The organism is Galbibacter mesophilus (assembly GCF_023721415.1).
Classification (GTDB): domain Bacteria; phylum Bacteroidota; class Bacteroidia; order Flavobacteriales; family Flavobacteriaceae; genus Galbibacter; species Galbibacter mesophilus.
The window spans coordinates 677,829-694,253 of sequence record NZ_JAMQVC010000001.1 but is presented as its reverse complement, the minus strand read 5'-3'; the positions used below and the strand labels follow the sequence as shown (position 1 = coordinate 694,253).

11 protein-coding genes are annotated in these 16,425 nt (G+C 37.9%); 2 read left to right on the top strand and 9 right to left on the bottom strand.

All coding sequences use genetic code 11. From position 1 onward, the window contains the following. Positions 1 to 71: 71 nt before the first annotated feature. On the bottom strand, positions 72 to 557 hold the full coding sequence (locus NDQ75_RS02990) for a regulatory protein RecX (RefSeq protein ID WP_207190427.1): 486 nt from the start codon (positions 555 to 557) through the stop codon (positions 72 to 74). Positions 558 to 1,021: 464 nt separating this feature from the next. On the opposite strand from NDQ75_RS02990, the gene NDQ75_RS02985 reads away from it, so the two are divergent. Together NDQ75_RS02985 and NDQ75_RS02980 are read left to right on the top strand one after the other, a co-directional pair. Next, entirely contained in the window at positions 1,022 to 2,461 is a 1,440-nt protein-coding gene (locus NDQ75_RS02985; protein WP_207190426.1) for a sulfatase family protein, read from the top strand. A gap of 34 nt (positions 2,462 to 2,495) precedes the next feature. Continuing rightward, complete coding sequence (locus tag NDQ75_RS02980) at positions 2,496 to 3,818, top strand: gluconate:H+ symporter (protein WP_202027893.1); 1,323 nt, start codon at positions 2,496 to 2,498, stop codon at positions 3,816 to 3,818. Positions 3,819 to 3,859: 41 nt separating this feature from the next. Here NDQ75_RS02980 and NDQ75_RS02975 read toward each other — a convergent pair whose 3' ends face one another. The 8 genes from NDQ75_RS02975 to NDQ75_RS02940 form a co-directional block, all read right to left on the bottom strand. Further along, positions 3,860 to 4,609 (bottom strand): glycerophosphodiester phosphodiesterase, encoded by a 750-nt coding sequence (locus tag NDQ75_RS02975; protein WP_202027892.1) that lies wholly within the window; start codon positions 4,607 to 4,609, stop codon positions 3,860 to 3,862. Positions 4,610 to 4,626: 17 nt separating this feature from the next. Beyond that, a complete protein-coding gene (locus tag NDQ75_RS02970; protein ID WP_242513650.1) occupies positions 4,627 to 6,423 on the bottom strand; it encodes an alpha-amylase family protein in 1,797 nt (598 codons plus the stop codon). Positions 6,424 to 6,499: 76 nt separating this feature from the next. Then, positions 6,500 to 8,341 (bottom strand): glycoside hydrolase family 13 protein, encoded by a 1,842-nt coding sequence (locus NDQ75_RS02965; RefSeq protein WP_202027891.1) that lies wholly within the window; start codon positions 8,339 to 8,341, stop codon positions 6,500 to 6,502. A gap of 126 nt (positions 8,342 to 8,467) precedes the next feature. Next, on the bottom strand, positions 8,468 to 10,573 hold the full coding sequence (locus NDQ75_RS02960; RefSeq protein ID WP_202027890.1) for a glycoside hydrolase family 97 protein: 2,106 nt from the start codon (positions 10,571 to 10,573) through the stop codon (positions 8,468 to 8,470). A 130-nt stretch (positions 10,574 to 10,703) separates the two neighbouring features. Then, positions 10,704 to 13,007, bottom strand: a complete 2,304-nt coding sequence (locus tag NDQ75_RS02955) for a glycoside hydrolase family 65 protein (RefSeq protein WP_202027889.1) — start codon at positions 13,005 to 13,007, stop codon at positions 10,704 to 10,706. A gap of 49 nt (positions 13,008 to 13,056) precedes the next feature. Further along, positions 13,057 to 13,716 carry a beta-phosphoglucomutase gene (gene pgmB / locus NDQ75_RS02950; RefSeq protein WP_202027888.1) on the bottom strand — a complete coding sequence of 220 codons (660 nt, stop codon included), beginning with the start codon at positions 13,714 to 13,716 and terminating at the stop codon, positions 13,057 to 13,059. Positions 13,717 to 13,750: 34 nt separating this feature from the next. Next, positions 13,751 to 15,124, bottom strand: a complete 1,374-nt coding sequence (locus NDQ75_RS02945) for an MFS transporter (protein ID WP_202027887.1) — start codon at positions 15,122 to 15,124, stop codon at positions 13,751 to 13,753. Between the two features lie 173 nt (positions 15,125 to 15,297). Continuing rightward, the gene (locus tag NDQ75_RS02940; RefSeq protein ID WP_202027886.1) at positions 15,298 to 16,320 is read right to left on the bottom strand and encodes a LacI family DNA-binding transcriptional regulator; all 1,023 of its coding nucleotides are present in this window, start codon (positions 16,318 to 16,320) and stop codon (positions 15,298 to 15,300) included. Positions 16,321 to 16,425 lie beyond the last annotated feature (105 nt).

Genomic DNA, 16,425 nt, shown 5'->3' with positions numbered 1-16,425 from the left:
AATAAAATTATTTGATTTTGGTAAAAATGCCAGCAATGGTTTAATTTCTGTTGGATATATAAAAGAGCTAGTTATATCAACTCATTCACTTTTTCATACACCAAACTGGATTCCCAGCCTCTGTACAGAAGGTAATCGGCAAGTTTTTTTTTCTTTTTAACAGGACTCTTCTCGGTGATTTGGTTTGCTCTTTTTTCAGCTAGATCATGAAAAGTAGCGAAGTATGCGTCATCAGGGATTTCTTTTAAGGCTGTTTGAATATTAAATCTAGAGATCCCTCTAATTTTCAATTCTCGAACAATTCTGTTTTTGCCCCATTTTTTTATGCGGAATTTACCTCTAGCAAAGCTTTTGGCAAACCGCTCTTCATTCAAAAAATTGTGTTCAATTAGATGTGCAACAATGGTATCGACGGCAAGTGGAATCATATTCATATTTTGAAGCTTGGTAACAACTTCTTGATGGCAACGGTCTTGATAAGCGCAATAACTTTCCAATTTCCGCTTTGCTTCTTCAACTGTATATGATTTTGCATGATTCACCTCGTAAAGAAACAAAATCTATAATAATTAATTAGAAATAAAGTGAAAACGTAAAGCTTATCCATGATATCAATCCTGTCCCAAATAATATATGTTCATTTTTTTCATTGATAAAAAAACGAACCAAACCTGCCTGCTCACCGCAGGTAGACAGGAAAATTTAGGCTTGCTATAAAAATATAAGAAAATGCTACGGAATTTCCAACTATTGATAAAAATAACTCAGCCTCTCTTCAGTCGGCCTCAAACAGATTTTTATCATTAGTCCTGCGCTGCTTCCTTGATTTTTAATATTTTTCTAGACAGGCCAAAATACTGTTCAACATAATAATTGTGCAATACTTGATTATAGCATTAAAGCAACAATTTCATTATACGTTTAAGGTAATTCTAAGAAATATTCCAAAAAGTGATTAAAAAAGGTTTGTGTAGATTTCTTTATATTTAACCAAAATAAATGAAACAACCGCCAAACGAATATGATTAAATTTACTTCCTTTTTTACACTGTTCCTACTTTTTAGTTTCAATATTTCATCGCAAAACGCTCCAAATGTCATCATTTTTATCGGAGATGATATTAGTTGGGATGATTTTGGATGCTACGGAAATCCTTACGTGCAAACCCCAAACATCGATAAACTTGCTTCAGAAGGAATTAAGTTCAATAATTTTTATTTGACTGCCAGTTCGTGCAGCCCGAGTAGAAATAGCATTATTACTGGTCGATATCCTCACAATACTGGTGCTGCTGAATTACATACTGAACCTCCTGTTTGGATGAAGTCTTTTCCTGAAATCTTAAACGAAAACGGTTACTATACCGCACAAGCTGGTAAATTTCACATGGGAGAATACGCCAAACGTGGTTTCAGCAAAGTGTCCTTAAAAGAGAATGGTGACGGAGGGGAGCGCAAATGGGTTGAGTTTATACAAGACCGACCAAAGGAAAAACCCTTTTTTATGTGGTTTGCTGCTTTCGATGCCCACCGTGGTTGGGGAGAAAATGAATTTTCGAATACCCACAATCCAAAAGATATCGAGCCTCCTTTTTATTTAGCCGATGAAGAAGCTACTAAAATAGACCTTGCCAAATATTACGATGAGATAAAGCGGTTCGATTACTATATTGGAAAGGTTGTTGACGAGCTAGAGAAGCAAAATGAGCTGGATAATACACTTATTATTGTCATGGCAGATAACGGTCGCCCGTTCCCACACAGTAAAACACGCGTAAACGATCGCGGGATGAAAACGCCTTTTGTTGTTTTTGGTCCTAAAAATTTAGTAAAACGAAACGCTGAATCCAATGCATTGGTAAGCGCCATCGATATAGCTCCTACTATTTTAAGCGCTGCGAATGTTACCATTGATGAACAATTTCAGGGTGTTAGTTTTGAAAAAGTTTTGAAGAAACCATCATCAGCATTTAGAAATCATGTTTTTGCTGAACATAATTGGCATGATTATGAAGCTTACGAGCGAATGGTACGGACAAAAGACTTTATGTATATTTTCAATGCACGTCCGAATTTTCCTCAATCTGGTCCTGCAGATGCCGTTGGGAGTCCGTCTTATAAAGATTTACTTCAATTGAAGGAAAACAGAGAGCTTTCCGCAATCCAAGCTGATATTTTTGTTACGCCAAGGCCTTCAGAAGAACTTTATGATATGAAATCAGATTCGCTTCAGTTACTAAATGTAGCGTCGGTTCCTTCCTATAAAAATGAATTGGAGAGAATGAAAACTACCTTAAAAACGTGGATGGAAACCACTGGCGACAATATTCCAAAAGACTTAACAAAGGATTGGTACGAGCGAAAACCTGATTATGTAAAAACACCTGATTTTGAAGTTCGTGGCGAAATGCCAGGAGAAGCCAAGAATGCCGTTAAAAACAACAACAAAGGAGCATTTTAAACAGACAATTATAAATTTTATACACCACCAACCTATGCCTTTATTAATTGTATTAATTGGGATTCTAATCCTTTTTTTCCTAGTTGCCAGAATTAAACTAAATGCTTTTGTTTCCTTTATAATAGTTGCGCTGTTTGTTGGAATTGCTGGTGGTATGGATTTAAATTCAGTCGTGGAATCCATTCAGCAAGGAATTGGAAATACATTGGGCTTTTTGGTGCTAATTCTTGGTCTTGGAGCCATGTTGGGGAAATTAGTAGCCGATAGTGGTGCTGCCCAGCAGATAACTTCTAAACTGATTGAAAAATTCGGTAAAAAATATATTCAATGGGCGGTAGTTTTAACCGGATTTATTGTGGGTATCCCCATGTTTTATTCGGTTGGCTTTGTAATTTTAATCCCGTTGGTTTTTACCGTTGCCGCGGCCAGTAATGTCCCTCTTTTATATGTGGGTTTGCCCATGCTTGCTTCGTTGTCGGTAACTCATGGTTATTTACCTCCACATCCGGCTCCTACAGCTATTGCCGATCAATTTAAAGCTGATTTGGGTAAAACTTTGTTATATGGAATCTTAATCGCGATACCCGCCATAATTGTTGCAGGTCCTTTGTTGGCGCGCACTAAACTGATAAAACGCGTACGTGCTAGTCCGTTAAAGGAATTCTACAACCCAATTATCATTGAAGAGAAGAATTTGCCGAGTATGGCTAACAGTATATTTACTGCCTTGCTTCCGGTTATTCTTATTGGCACTGCTACCATAGCCAATCAATTTTTATTAGAAGGGCATTGGGTGAAAAAGATTGTAAACTTTATAGGTAATCCCGTTATCGCCATGCTAGTTGCGGTTTTAATTGGGATTTATACCTTGGGCATCCGAAGAAATAAAAAGATGACAGAGGTTATGGAGTCGCTTTCCGCCTCTGTGTCTAGCATTACCATGGTGTTACTTATCATTGCAGGGGCAGGGGCTTTAAAGCAAATTTTAATAGATAGCGGGGTGAGTAATTATATTGCCGATTTAATTAAAGGCTCCGATCTGTCGCCTTTATTTCTCGCATGGTTTATCGCTACCATTATTCGGGTTTGTGTGGGTTCTGCAACGGTTGCTGGATTAACTACGGCAGGTATTGTAGGCTCTTTGGCGCAAATGGAAGGTGTAAATGCCGAACTTATGGTGTTGGCGATTGGTTCGGGAAGTTTAATGTTGTCTCATGTAAACGATAGCGGTTTTTGGCTTTTTAAGGAGTACTTTAATTTATCCGTAAAGGAAACTCTTTCTACATGGACAGTCATGGAAACCGCTGTGGGCGTTATGGGCCTTATCGGGTTACTGATTTTGAATTTGTTTGTTTAAAATGAAACCCACCTTCCTATTGTGAAATATCTCTAATCGCTCTATTTCACCCTTTCTGGAAAATCAGTGATAATCCCTTCTACACCAAAAGATTTTATTTTCGCAATGGCTTCTGGTTCATTCACCGTCCAAGTATAAACTTTAAAACCAAGACTTTGCATTTCGGCTACATTCTCCTTGGTAAGGATTTTATAATTGGGATGAATGGCTTCTGCATTTAAAAAATCGGCTTCTGGTATTGCATTTACTAAATCGTAACTGGTGAGCACACCAATGGGCATATCTATATCCAATTCTCGGGTAATACGCAATTCTTCCCAATTAAAGCTAGAAATAATAAAATCATCTTTTTTCCAGCCTTTTTCGGCAATGTATTCTTGTATGATTTTATGAACGGGATTGGCCGTTTTTTTTCCCTTTAGCTCAATATTAAGTCGAACTTTTTTATCTATAAGATCTAAAACTTGTTGCAAGGTCGGAATGGAAAAACCACCTTTCAATTCAATTTCATCCAGCTCTTTCTTCGTGTAATTTTCGATGCGACCATTTCCATTGGTAAGTCTTTCCAAAGTTTCATCGTGAAAAACAACCACAGTACCATCTGCAATGGTAAAAACATCAATTTCGATGGCATCAACACCTAAATCCATCGCTTTTTGTATGGACGGCAAACTGTTTTCCATTACATGCCCTTTGGCGCCGCGATGACCGATGGTTACTGGTTTTTTTATTTGGGCTTGCATAGAGGAAACAACGAGAACAGTTAGTGTTAAAAGATAATTGAGTTTCATTTATTTTTTACTTCATGTTATTGAAGCTCAAAAATAAACGATTGCAATGGCGCAAGTGTGATTTTTGCAAATCCTTTACCGTTTCTTAAAGTAAGTTCGCTTTCACTTCCGTAAAGCAAATCTTTCAAAGGATATTTTTCATTCTCTAAATTCCATTTGGTAATTATTCCTGATGGAATCTGAAGCTCAAACTCATGGGAAACATCGATGTCAAAATTGGAAACTACGATCAACTTTTCATTCTCAGTAAACCGAACAAACGAGAACACTCGATGATTGTAGTTTTCAGTATTTTTTTTATTGAAATAGTGTATTTCTTTGCTCTCACCCATAATAGCTTCGCTATGGGTGGCTACGTTTAATAGACGTTTGTAAAAATCACGTAGCTCTTTCTCTTCTTCGGAAAGTTGGCCGCCATCGAACTTACCATCGTTCATCCATCTTTGATGATGAGGTACGCCAATATAATCGAAAATAGAGGTTCTACTCGGGTCTCCAAAACCAGCATCTTCCGCGCCAGGCTCCCCAACTTCTTGTCCGAAATAAATCATCATCGGGGAAGTTCCTATGGTTGCCAAAACGGTCATGGCAGGCTTTGCGGTAGCCGCATTTCCCACAAATTCCGGACTCGCAATACGTTGCTCGTCATGGTTTTCAAGAAAATACATCATATGCGGCTCTATGTCTTCATATTTAGTGCGAACAACAGGAATATGGTCGGTCCAACCGTAGCCTTTCATTATGTGCTTTATGGAATCGTACATATCTACTTTATCGTACAGATAATCCATTTTGCCTTTGTGTAAGTAGGCTCGATACAAATCTGGATTATACACTTCAGCCATTAAAAAAGCATCAGGATTTTTCATTTTAATATGCGAGTTCATATAGCTCCAAAACTCCACAGGTACCATTTCAGCCATATCGTAACGGAAACCATCTACGCCAAAATCAATCCAGTACAAAGCAATATCCTTAAACTTCACCCAAGAATCGGGTACTTCTTTTCCTTGCCAGAAATCGAAGTGTTTTTTATAGGATTCATTTTCAAAATTTTCGGGAAGTGTATCGAAATCTTTATGTCCGTCTGGCGATACTCCGTAATTCACTTTAACGGTTTCATACCAATCATTTTGGTCGGGTTGCGATGCTCTCGCTCCGTTTCCCGTCCATTTTGCTGGATTTTCCTCAAACGTTCCATCAATCAAAGCATGCGCTTCGCCACCCAACGGTTTATAGTCATCGCGCCATTCCGGTAAGGTGAAGGCTTCGTTTGGATTGTAATAAAAGTTGTTGTCTTTTTTGTAAGTAACAGTTACGTCATCGGAAGCTCCAAAACTTTCTACCCCTTCTGGATTGGTAATTCCTTCATAATTACGCGCCACATGATTGGGAACAATGTCGATAATAACTTTAAGGTTTTTTCTGTGGGTACGTTCCACCAGTGCTTTAAATTCATCTAAGCGATTCGCAGGATTGTCCGCCAAGTCGGGATTTACATTGTAATAATCCTTCACAGCATAAGGCGATCCGGCACGACCTTTAACCACTTCTGGATCGTCATTGGAAATTCCGTAAGCGGTGTAATCATTTACCAGGGCGTGATGCGGAACGCCCGTGTACCAAATATGGGTTATTCCCAAATCTTTTATTTCCGAAAGAGCTTTATCCGTAAAATCCGAAAATTTACCAACACCATTCTCCTCAATAGTGCCCCAAGGCTTGTTGGTTGTATTTGTATTACCAAATAAACGTGTAAACACTTGGTAAATTACTATTTTGGAATTCTGCTCTTTTTTAATTTCTTTCTTCATCTCTTTGGTGTTGGAACAAGCGATAACTAAAGATAATAAGATTGCGGAGAATAGTATTTGTTTTGGGTTTATCATTTTATAAAACTTCAATTACATAACTCGTTTTGCCAGCGATTTTAAGTGTTCCGCTAAGTGATAGTTCTTTTTCTGAAATAACATCAACTCCTTTTTTGGCATTTTTAGTATTTTCTTGAAAACGACTTAAATCCAATGAACGCTCATCTTCGCTATTGTTGATAACCACCATTACCGATTCCTTTTCATTATGCCTAAAAAAAACATATACTTCTTCCTGCGGAATGTATTGCGTAGTTTTTCCTGAATGGATTACAGTTTTGTTTTTTCTCCAATTGAATAGTTTGGAGGTAAAATTGAAGTACTCATTTTGTTTCTTCGTTCTTTCTGATGCGTTGAAAGCGTTTATTTCATCACCTTCCCATCCGCCAGGGAAGTCTCGCCTAATATCGCCATCTCCTTTTCCTTTGTCGCCTGCCATTCCAATTTCTGAGCCATAATAGACCTGAGGAATACCCCGCACCGTGGCCATCAATGTCATTACCAGCTTGTAGTCCTCTATGTTTTTGTAAATCTCATTGATTCGACCTGTGTCGTGATTTTCGGCAAAAACCAAAATATTATCAATGTTTGGGTACAGAAAATCATTCACGAAGTTTTCATATAATTGAATAGTACCTTTGTCCCAAGAAGGATTTTTTTCATTGAAAACCGCCGTTACTGCGTCGTGTAAGGTAAAGTCCATAACACTCGGTAAATGCGAATTATAATTTTGGATAGCGCCAATTTTACTGTCTTTCTGCCAATAAGCGATTTGGGCTTGGTCGTGCATCCAAATTTCACCTACAATATTAAAATTTGGATATTCGTCCATTATCGATTTTGTCCATTCGGCAATTCCTTCTTTATCATTGTAAGAATAAGTATCTACTCTAAAACCATCCAAATCAGCATATTCTATCCACCAAATGGCATTTTGTATAAGGTAATTTAGCACTAACGGATTGGATTGATTTAAGTCGGGCATCGATTTTACAAACCATCCATCCATACACATTTTATAATCTATTGCAGAAGCATTTGGGTCCATTTGAGTGCTCATTCGGTAGTTGGTCTGGGCATATCCCGGAAATTGATGAATCCATTCGTATGTTGGTAAATCCTTTACCATCCAATGTTCGGCGCCCCAATGATTTACCACATAATCCATAATCAATTTCATGTCTCGCTTGTGCATTTCCGAAGCCAGTCTTTTATAATCTTCGTTGGTTCCGTAGCGTGCATCTACTTTATAAACATCGCTTTGTCCGTATGTATGATAAGAATATTCCGCATCGTTGTCTTCGCCCATGGGCGTACTCCAAATAGCGGTAGCACCTAAACTTTCAACATAGTCTAAGTGGTCGATAATTCCTTGGATGTCCCCGCCATGTCGTCCGCCTTGTTTGGTTCGGTCTGCTTTCTCGGTAAGTCCATCAACACTGTCATTGGATGGGTTTCCGTTTGCAAAACGATCCGGCATCAATAAATAAATCATATCGGAAGAATCGAAACCTTTTCTATTGGCTGAATTTTCTTTTCTCGATTTCAATTCATATTCGAAAGTTTCCTTAATTTTTCCATTTTCAGAAAAAGAAAGAGCATAATTTCCTGCGGAATGTCCTTCCGTTTCAATGGTAACAAATAAGTAATTCGGATTCTCCGTTTTCTTTACCTCTTTTATATTCAATTCTTCAATTGAAGGTTTGAGTGAAGAAATATTATCTCCATACACCATCAATTGAATTTCGCTTTTTTTCATTCCGCTCCACCAAAAAGGAGGCTCTATTTTTTTTATTTGTGCGGTAGCTGAAAGCTGAATCAGAAAGGCAACTACAAAAGGTAAAGCGTATTTCATTTTCATTGTTTTTGGTTTAAAAATAAATGCGGTTTAAGTTATTTCGAATCCCACAGGGTGAGAAATCATAACCTGAACTGGATTAGTTTATTGAGACATCTCCATTTGGTCGATATGATTTCTCAAGTCCCGCTACTTCTCCATAATACTAATGGCATAGCCACCACCGGGCGCAGAAGTTAATTTTAACTTCGATTTACTGGTCACCGTTTTTTTAGTTATGGTATAAGCTTGCGGATTGGTTTTATAATGAGCGTCTTTTGCATCTGCATAAATTATGGCTTCATATTTTTTCCCAGCATCCAGAAAGTCTAATGAAATTTTAGAAGTTCGCTTCTCCAAACCATTAGCATTTCCTACAAACCAGTTTCCAGTGTCTTTTGCTTTTCTGGCAACTGTTACATAATCTCCTGGTTCAGCCTCTAAATACTTACTGTCTTCCCAATCTACTGCTACGTCTTTAATAAACTGAAAAGCATCCAAAAATTGATTGTAATGTTCTGGTAAATCTGCTGCCATTTGCAACGGACTGTACATAGTAACATACAACGCCAATTGATTGGCAATGGTGGCATTTACGTGTGAATTGTTGTCAGGATTCAATTTTGAAACATCCATTTCAAAAATTCCCGGGGTATAATCCATCGGTCCGCCAATTAATCTTGTAAACGGCAATACGGTTACGTGATTTGCTTTGTTTCCTCCAAACGCTTGATATTCTGTTCCTCGAGCAGATTCATTTCCAATTAAATTGGGGTAAGTTCTTCTTATTCCTGTTGGGCGGACTGCCTCATGGGCATTTACCATAATTTTATGTTCTGCTGCTTTTTCTAAAGCATATTGATAGTGGTTAACCATCCATTGACCATAATGAAATTCGCCACGTGGGATAATATCGCCTACATAACCACTTTTTACGGATGTGTACCCATGGTCGTTCATAAACTGATATGCGTCTTCTAAATGGCGTTCATAATTACGCACCGAACCAGAAGTTTCATGGTGCATCATCATTTTAATTCCTTTTGATTTGGCGTAGTTGTGGATTTCTTCCACATCGAAATCAGGGTAGGGAGTTACAAAATCGAAAACATAATCTTTCGATTTTCCAAACCAATCTTCCCAGCCTACATTCCATCCTTCAACCAAAACAGCATCAAAACCGTGCTTAGCTGCAAAGTCAATGTATTCTTTTACATGTTCAGTATTTGCAGCATGGGTGCCATTGGGCGTGGCATTTTCAAAATCGGTTTCCCCAAGTTTTACAGAAGGGAAATCGTTGGTGTAGAACCAAGTGCTTTTTCCCGTAATCATTTCCCACCAAACACCGATATATTTAACGGGTTTTATCCATGAAGTATCTTCAATTTTATTCGGTTCGTTAAGGTTCAATGTTATATTCGAAGCCAATATATCTCGCGCATCATCGCTTGCAATAATCGTTCTCCATGGAGTGTTAAAAGGCGCTTGCAAATAACCTTTGTCGCCTCTTGCATCGGGTGTTAACCAAGATTCAAAAATTAAATTTTCATCATCTAGATTGAGGTGCATTGCAGGATAATCAATGAGTGCTGCTTCATGTAAATTGATGTAAATACCATCCGTAGATTTCATCATTAAAGCAGTTTGCACGCCCGTACCTCCCATGGGATGTTGAGAAGCGTTTGGCGTAATGGCCTCGTCCATTTTTCCACGAATCTCAGACAATTTAGATTCTACATAATCGTATTCCTGTGTATCATAATCCCCTGGAATCCAAAAAGCGGTATGGTCACCTGTCATGGCGAATTGGGTACGCTCTTCTTTAACCACGAAATAAATAAGGTTTTCCTGCTGAGGGAACTCATATCGAAATCCGAGTCCGTCGTCAAACAAACGAAAACGAACAATCATTTTTCTGTCCGTTTCATTTTGTTTTAAATGAACCGCCAATTCATTGTAATGATTTCGAATTTCAGCAACCTCACCCCATACTGGTTTCCAAGATTCATCAAAAGAGGTAGCTTTAGTGTCCTCAACAGAGAAATCCTTCAGTAGAGATTTCTCGTCATCTTTCAACTCAAACCCAAGTTTGCTTTCCTTGATGAGCGTTTTTTTCTTGTATTCTAATTTATAGGTAGGCGTTCCATCCTTCAGCAAAGAAAATTCCATGGAAAAGTCTCCGTTGGGGGATTTTAACTGCTGTGCATACGATAGTGATGAAACTACCATAAAGATGGTAAATAGTATTTTTTTCATTTATGTAATCTATATATTTTTAAATTTTCCTGCTTCCCCGGGTTTTGTAAACCTTTAGAAAAAGGGGCTTCAATCTACTCAAAATGTAACGGCAGACAGGCAAGCTCAGACTGACATGTATTGCGTGAAATTATGCGACAACAGAAGCTGGTTTTACCACAACTTCTTTTCCGTTAAGCTTTACCTTTAAATCGCGGTCTCCATCAATTGAAAAGGTTGTGTTTTCTTGGGTTACATTCACTTTTACAATGCTTCCCCTAAAGTTCACTTTAAAAGAAAAACCTTTCCATTGCTTAGGAATTCTAGGTTCAAAAGTTAATGTTCCATCTTTTACACGCATCCCACCAAAGCCTTCAACAATACTCATCCAAGTGCCGGCCATGGAGGTAATGTGCAGTCCTTCGTGAACTTCTTTGTTATAATCGTCTAAATCGAGTCGGGAGGTGCGCAAATAGAAAGTATACGCTTGCTCCATTCGGTTAAGAACGGCTGCCTGAATAGAGTGAACGCATGGCGAAAGCGAAGATTCATGGACTGTAAATGGTTCATAAAAATCGAAATGACGCTCTAATTCTTCTTTGCTAAAATGGTCCTCAAAGAAATAAAATCCTTGTAGCGTATCAGCCTGTTTTATGTAGGGCGAACGCAAAATTCTATCCCAAGACCATTTTTGGTTAATCGGACGCTGCTCTTTGGGCAAATTCGCAACCGTAATTAATTCTTTGTCTAAAAATCCATCTTGCTGAAGGAAAACATTGTGTTCTTCAGAATATGGGAAATACATATTGTTGGCAACCTCCATCCATTTTTCAATTTCTTCGGAAGAGAGGTTTGCTTTTTTAATAATACGACTGAAATCAGAAGCATATTCATTTTTTACTTTTTCAATGTTTTCCACTGCATATTTTATGCACCATTGTGCAATGTAGTTGGTGTACCAGTTGTTGTTTACGTTATTTTCGTATTCATTTGGGCCAGTAACGCCAAGGATTACATATTTGTTCTTAGCCGTTGAAAAATTAGCCCTTTGGTGCCAAAAACGTGCAATGGCTATCATAACTTCTAGTCCCATTTCTGGAATGTAACTGTAGTCCCCTGAGTAACGAACGTAATTGTAAATTGCATAAATCATGGCGCCGTTACGGTGAATTTCTTCAAAAGTGATTTCCCATTCGTTATGACTTTCCTCGCCGTTCATGGTTACCATTGGGTACAGCGCTGCTCCATTTTTAAAACCGAGTTTTTCCGCATTTTCAATGGCTTTACCAAGATGGTTGTAGCGATATTCTAAAAGGTTTCTCGCCACTTGGTCATCTTTTGTAGCCATGTAAAATGGAATACAATAAGCTTCGGTATCCCAATAGGTGCTTCCACCATATTTTTCTCCTGTAAATCCTTTCGGACCGATATTCAATCGGGCATCTTTCCCTAAATACGTTTGATTAAGATGAAAAATATTAAAACGGATTCCTTGTTGTGCCTTCACATCGCATTCTATGGTGATGTCTGCCATTTCCCAAATAGCAGCCCAAGCCTCTTTTTGGGTAGTTAACAGCGCTTCAAACCCTAAATCAGCTGCTTGGGTTAAAACTTCTTTTGAAGCTTCAACCAAGTTTTCTTGCTCGTGATTTAAAGAGGTGACATAACCTGCCATTTTTTCGATAGCGGCTGTTTGTCCCTGTTCCGTAGAAAGAGTGTAAGAAAAAGTAACTTTTAACTTTTCTATTTCTTTTTCTGAAGTGATTTCTTGTTTTTTATCATTTAAAAACACGGAGTTTATCATTCCCGTGCATACGTGATAATCCGTTTTGTTGGTACGAGAGGAAACGTATCCAAATTCATCTTTTGCATTCACTCCGTACACATTCCAAAAGGCGTCATCCCAGTTGGTATCTTCATTGGTGATACCACCATCAACATATGGTAAAAATGTAATTTCAGTGTTTTGATTGATTGGTTTTACTTCATACCTAATAGCACCAACTTCATCCATTCTCAAGCTTAAAAATCGGGTAGCGGTAACTTCTACTTCAACATCGTTTGGCAAAACCGCTGTAAAAGAACGTTTGTGCCAACCTTCTTTCATATTAAGTTCTCTACGGAAATTTTCAACCGACTTGCAAGTGTGCAAATCTAACATTTCCCCGTTTACTTTAACATTAATCCCTATCCAATTGGGTGCGTTCAGCACTTTGGCAAAATATTCTGGGTAACCGTTTTTCCACCAACCCACTTTGGTTTTATCAGGATAGTAAACTCCAGCAATATAACTTCCCTGAAAAGTAGGTCCGGAATAATACTCCTCAAAATTAGCTCGTTGTCCCATGGCACCGTTTCCAATGCTGAACAAACTCTCGGATGACTTTACTTTTTCTGCTTGAAATCCTTCTTCTATTAAAGACCATTCGTTTGGTACAATATAATCTTGATTCATGTGCTTATTTTTTTAAATGAGACATTCATTTATTCATGAATGTTTCATTTTATTTAGGTTGAAGTTGTTTTAAAAAATTGAATGTTATTTCGTTGAAGCTCGAAAAATTATAATCGGCCTCTTTTAGATTTTCAGGGTTTCCCAATCCTATGGAAATCATTTTTGCTTTGTTTGCTGCTTCGATACCTGCTTCGGCATCTTCAAAAACAATACAATTATGTGGTTGCACATGCATTTTTTCAGCAGCAATTAAAAAAACCTCTGGGTCTGGTTTTGCTTTGGAAACACTGTTTCCATCTACCAAGGCATCAAAAAATGGTGTTAGTCCAACTTTATCTAAAATTCTTGGCGCATTTTTACTTGCCGAGCCCAATGATATTGGATATCCCGCCGCTTTAATTTCTGTTAAAATTTCTTTTACGCCGGGCAAAATATCTGCTTCAGTCATTTTATCGACGTACGTTAGATAATCTGCGTTTTTATTGGCTGCCAACTCGTTGAATTTCTCTTGTGAAACTTCAGCATTGGCCCATTTAAGTATTTTCTTTAAGGAATCAACTCTGCTAACTCCTTTTAATTGTTCGTTTTGCGTATGTGTTAATTCGAAATCAAACTCCGCCGCCGCTTTTTTCCAAGCTAAAAAGTGAAATTTAGCCGTATCGACGATAACGCCATCCAAATCGAATATAAATCCTTTTTCCTTTTTCATTTTATTCTTTTATAATGAAATACACTTAGAAAACTTAATCTAAGGTATATGAAATCGCTTGTTTGTTTACGATAAGTAAGTTGGCAACTCCTGCCAAAATGAGGCAAATTCCTGCCACAATCATAGCATTAATAGTTTCCTCTCCAATTAGTTTATAGGCTAAATTAATTCCTCCTAGCGCAGCAATAATTTGGGGGATAACAATAAACATGTTAAAAAGTCCCATGTAAACCCCCATTTTTTTGGCGTCAATAGAGCTGGATAACATGGCATACGGCATGGAAAGAATACTTCCCCAGGCAATTCCAACTAGTACAAAGCTGAAATATAAATATTCAAGCGATGAAGCATAAAACATGGAAATAAAACCTATTCCTCCTAAAATTAAGGAAATCATGTGGGTATATTTACGATTCACCCTTTTTCTTGACGCATAAAAAGAAAGTAACAAGGCAAAAACCATGGATGAGAGTCCGTAAACTCCCATGGCTGAACCAACCCTATCAGAAGCGTCTTGATATTTTTTATTGGCCACATTAAAAGCGGTTTGCTGTTCTACAACTTGAAGGTCGAACGTAGTTTCTACGGGTGCAGGCGCATTAAAAACGTGCTCGGTAAGTGCAGGTGTTGCCAAACTCCACATTGTGAAGAAAGCGAACCAGCTAAAAAACTGAATCACGCCCAATTTTATCATCGTGGTTGGCATTTTTCCGATATTTTCAATGATGTCTGTGACGAAACTCCCTTTGGTTTCCGCTTTCATTTTTTTGAAAGCTTCCATATCCTCCGGTGGATATTCATCCGTAGTAAAAATAGTGTATAAAATACTGGTGATAAAGACAAAAGCGCCTATCCCAAAGGCTACTTTAACAGACATGGGAACCACGCCGGGTGCTGCTTCATTGCTCACTCCAAGGGTGTTAACCATCCAAGGGAGGTTGCTGGCTACCCAAGTCCCGATTCCTATAATCAAGGTTTGTACTACAAATCCGTACGAGCGCTGCGATTCATGCAGTTTATCAGCCACTAAAGCCCGAAAAGGTTCCATACTTACATTTATGGAGGCATCTAACACCCAAAGTAGCCCGGCAGCCACCCATAAAGCAGGTGAATGCGGAACAACAAATAAGGCCAGTGAACTTAAAATAGCTCCGATTAAAAAATAAGGACGGCGACGCCCTAGTTTTGGGTGCCACGTTTTATCGCTTAGATAACCAATAATGGGTTGAATTATTAAACCAGTAAGAGGTGCTGCAATCCAAAGAAGTGGAATTTCATCCTTTTCGGCCCCGAGGGTCTGAAAAATTCTGGACATAAATCCGCCTTGAAGGGCAAAACCAAATTGAATTCCCAAGAAACCGAAACTCATATTCCAAATTTCCCAGAAACCTAATATACGCTTTTTCATTATCGTAAAATGTTTGTTCGCAATACGATAAGCGCTAAGACTTATCAAAACTTAAATCAAGTGAGAAGTAAAAATATAAGTTTTGATGGGGCTAAAGTATAAAAAAATGATAATAAACTAATTATGTTGATGTTAAAGTTTTTTCCGAAAGGCAATAGGCATAATTAATTTAATTAAATAGGCTTGGTGGATTCCCGCTGCAAAATGGAAGTTTTGATTACTTCTGTGCGGTAACTGGAGTCATCGTCTCCTTTTTCCAAACGGTCGATAAGCATTTTAGCGGCTTTTTCGCCCATTTCAAATCCGTGTTGGATAACGGTGGTGAGCGTAGGATAGGCGTATTTAGATAAAATACCGTCGCTAAAACCAATGAAACTCATTTCCTGTGGAATTTTAAATCCGCGATTATGCGCTTCTCGCATGGCAACTACTGCATATAATTCATTTACGCCAAAAACCGCGTCAAATTGCTGATTATCAAAAAGGTCTTTAATCTTATTCTCCAGTTCGTCGTCTTTATCAATCTTAACGATTAGGTCTTCATCCAAAGGAATCCCAGCATCATACAATGCATTTACATACCCCTGTGTTCTTAATTTTCCGATGGAAATGTAATCTTCCGTAGTAATTAAAGCGATGCGCTGGCATCCTGAATAAATTAAATGCTGAATGGCATTGTAAGAAGCCCTAGCGTCATCAATAATAACTTTATCGCAATAAATTTCATCAGTAGTTCTATCAAACATTACCAATGGCATTCCCTGATTGATAACTTCTCGAAGGTGATGAAAATCTTTCTTAAGCAAAGTGTCTTTAGAAAGTGATAATAAAAACCCATCGATGCTTCCATTGGCCATGGTTTCCATGTTTATCACCTCTTTATCAAAAGATTCATTAGACAAACAAACAATTACGTTATATCCTAATTCATTGGCTTTGTGTTCAATCCCACTAATAATCATTGTAAAGAAATGATGCACAATTTCTGGAATAAGCACCGCTATATTTTTGGTTTTTTTATTCTTTAGACTTAGCGCAATATTATTGGGTTTGTAATTGTAAAGCTTTGCAAAAGCTTGCACTTTATCAATGGTATCTTGACTAATTTCTGAGCTATTACTCATTGCTTTTGATACCGTCGAAATAGAGACATCCAGTTCTCGTGCAATCTCTTTTATGGTCATTTTTTTCTTCATAGGGAACGTTCAAAATTCAATCTTTCAAAACAGTGCAAATTTAGGCTTTTTCGTACAAAATTAACATATTTACATTAGCCAGTCATTTAACTCTTGTTTGAATTA

Bases quoted from the DNA above. Each gene is read 5' to 3' on its own strand.
- NDQ75_RS02985 (WP_207190426.1), top strand. From the start codon at position 1,022: ATGATTAAATTTACTTCCTTTTTTACACTGTTCCTACTTTTTAGTTTC.
- NDQ75_RS02980 (WP_202027893.1), top strand. From the start codon at position 2,496: ATGCCTTTATTAATTGTATTAATTGGGATTCTAATCCTTTTTTTCCTA.
- NDQ75_RS02975 (WP_202027892.1), bottom strand. From the start codon at position 4,609: ATGAAACTCAATTATCTTTTAACACTAACTGTTCTCGTTGTTTCCTCT.
- NDQ75_RS02970 (WP_242513650.1), bottom strand. From the start codon at position 6,423: ATGAAGAAAGAAATTAAAAAAGAGCAGAATTCCAAAATAGTAATTTAC.
- NDQ75_RS02965 (WP_202027891.1), bottom strand. From the start codon at position 8,341: ATGAAAATGAAATACGCTTTACCTTTTGTAGTTGCCTTTCTGATTCAG.
- NDQ75_RS02960 (WP_202027890.1), bottom strand. From the start codon at position 10,573: ATGAAAAAAATACTATTTACCATCTTTATGGTAGTTTCATCACTATCG.
- NDQ75_RS02955 (WP_202027889.1), bottom strand. From the start codon at position 13,007: ATGAATCAAGATTATATTGTACCAAACGAATGGTCTTTAATAGAAGAA.
- pgmB (WP_202027888.1), bottom strand. From the start codon at position 13,716: ATGAAAAAGGAAAAAGGATTTATATTCGATTTGGATGGCGTTATCGTC.
- NDQ75_RS02945 (WP_202027887.1), bottom strand. From the start codon at position 15,124: ATGAAAAAGCGTATATTAGGTTTCTGGGAAATTTGGAATATGAGTTTC.
- NDQ75_RS02940 (WP_202027886.1), bottom strand. From the start codon at position 16,320: ATGAAGAAAAAAATGACCATAAAAGAGATTGCACGAGAACTGGATGTC.